Consider the following 389-nt stretch of genomic DNA (forward strand, 5'->3'; position numbering starts at 1 on the left):
TCTCGGCGATCGCCTCGTCGTGGAACGACGCGACCTCCACGCGGTCCGCCAGCCCCCGGTCGTTCATCACCTCGGCCAGCGCCCGGGCCGCCCGGACGTCCTTGATCTCCGCCTGCAGCGGTGTCCGGACCGCGTCCAGCACCTCCACGAACAGGGGGACGCGCTCGCCGCGCCCGGCGTCCAGGGCGCGCAGTTCGTCGAGGGTCTTGTCGGCGATGGCGCCCGTCCCGTCCGTGGTGCGGTCCACGCGCGCGTCGTGCATCACCACGAGCGCGCCGTCCTTGCTCAGATGCAGATCCAGTTCGATGACGTCGAGCCCGGCCTCCTGGGCGGCGACGAAGGACCGAAGGGTGTTCTCGGGCTCGACGTCATCGAACTGGATCTGCATC

The 389-nt window shown here is 70.7% G+C and carries 1 protein-coding gene; it reads right to left on the minus strand.

Features of this window, described 5'->3' with window-relative positions:
• Positions 1–388: glycerophosphodiester phosphodiesterase family protein (locus LPA54_RS41645; RefSeq protein WP_267488054.1), on the minus strand; the 388-nt coding region annotated here is incomplete at its 3' end.
• Position 389 lies beyond the last annotated feature (1 nt).

It is taken from the genome of Streptomyces sp. DH12 (genome assembly GCF_020873895.1).
Lineage (GTDB): Bacteria > Actinomycetota > Actinomycetes > Streptomycetales > Streptomycetaceae > Streptomyces.